We start from the raw sequence: 1,130 nt of genomic DNA, 5'->3' as shown, positions 1-1,130 counted from the left end.
GTCATTTTCGCCAGGGTATCTTCCTGCTGACGAAGATGCGTGTAATTGTCGGTTATCTGCTGCCCCTGCCACCACAGAATGCTCCCGCTCGTGCCGATCAGCAGCGCTGACACCATCAGAATGGTGAGCCATGTCCGCCCGGCAGTCCGCAGTACGCTCCGCCGGTTTTTCTCCATCGCCTCGCTCATACTCTGCTCGTGGGCGAGGATGGCGTCGCTGATTCTCCTCGCGCTTGCGCTCAGTTCCGCTCTGACAGACTGCTCGTGCTCGCTGAATGCGGCTTTCAGCATCTCGCCGGTACTCTGCTGCTGCGCTTTCGATTGCTGCTCTAAGTCCTTCGCCAGCGTTAAAAGACTGCTCATAGATGGCTCCCTTCAGTCGGATGTTTCGCCCCCCGTCCGGGTCGGCAATGCTGATACTGCTTTTCGTGGTGCGCACCACCTCAAAACCTGACCGTTCCAGCGCCTCAGTGACGTCCTGACGGTTTTTCAGCTCCCCGGACGAAGCAAGGGTCAGCAGTCCGCGCGTGATGGCTTCAGTGGCCTCCTGCTTCGTTTTCGGCAGTCCGGACGGCGTGACCAGCGCCCGGCGGTTTTCCGGCGCGTTCGGGTCATGCAGCCCCAGTCTGCCGTTCACGATGGTCTGCCAGGCATCGATGCGCGGCCGGTCGGCGCGGTCGTAGTACGGCTGGAGCCGCCTGCCGGTCAGCAGTTCGGTATTGGGGATCAGAAAGTTCAGCTCCAGACGCCCCTTGTCCGCGTGCTCCACCCACAGAATGCTGTACTGATCTTTATCAAGTCCGGGCATCAGAACGCGCTCGAAGCTGGCCATCAGTTTTTCCCGCTGGCCGGGAGGCAGATCGGCCTCCGCAAACGACAGGACGCCGGATGTGTATTTCTTCACGTAAGGCGACGCGTCAATCAGCTCCCGGACTTCTTCCGGCTTCCCCTGCAGGACGCTGGCACCTTCACGCTGCCGGTCTTTACCCAGCAGATAGTCCACCGGCCCGGCGCCACCGCCGCGACCGCGTGGATGAAATTTAACGATCATCGTCCGTTCCTTTCTCAAGAACGGCGTGCCGCAGCCGCTCAAGCCCGGCATCGATGGCCATCAGCGCCGCCACAATCTGT

Annotated in this window: 1 protein-coding gene; it reads right to left on the bottom strand. The window is 61.1% G+C overall.

Annotated features, from left to right (window positions below; genetic code table 11):
* The coding region (gene mbeA, locus DW58_RS21620; RefSeq protein ID WP_029593215.1) for a plasmid mobilization relaxase MbeA at positions 1–1,050 on the bottom strand (1,050 nt) is incomplete at its 3' end.
* Positions 1,051–1,130 lie beyond the last annotated feature (80 nt).

Source organism: Siccibacter turicensis LMG 23730, from assembly GCF_000463155.2.
GTDB lineage: Bacteria > Pseudomonadota > Gammaproteobacteria > Enterobacterales > Enterobacteriaceae > Siccibacter > Siccibacter turicensis.
Note: the sequence above shows the minus strand (reverse complement) of the source record. Positions and strands in the feature narration are given on the sequence as shown.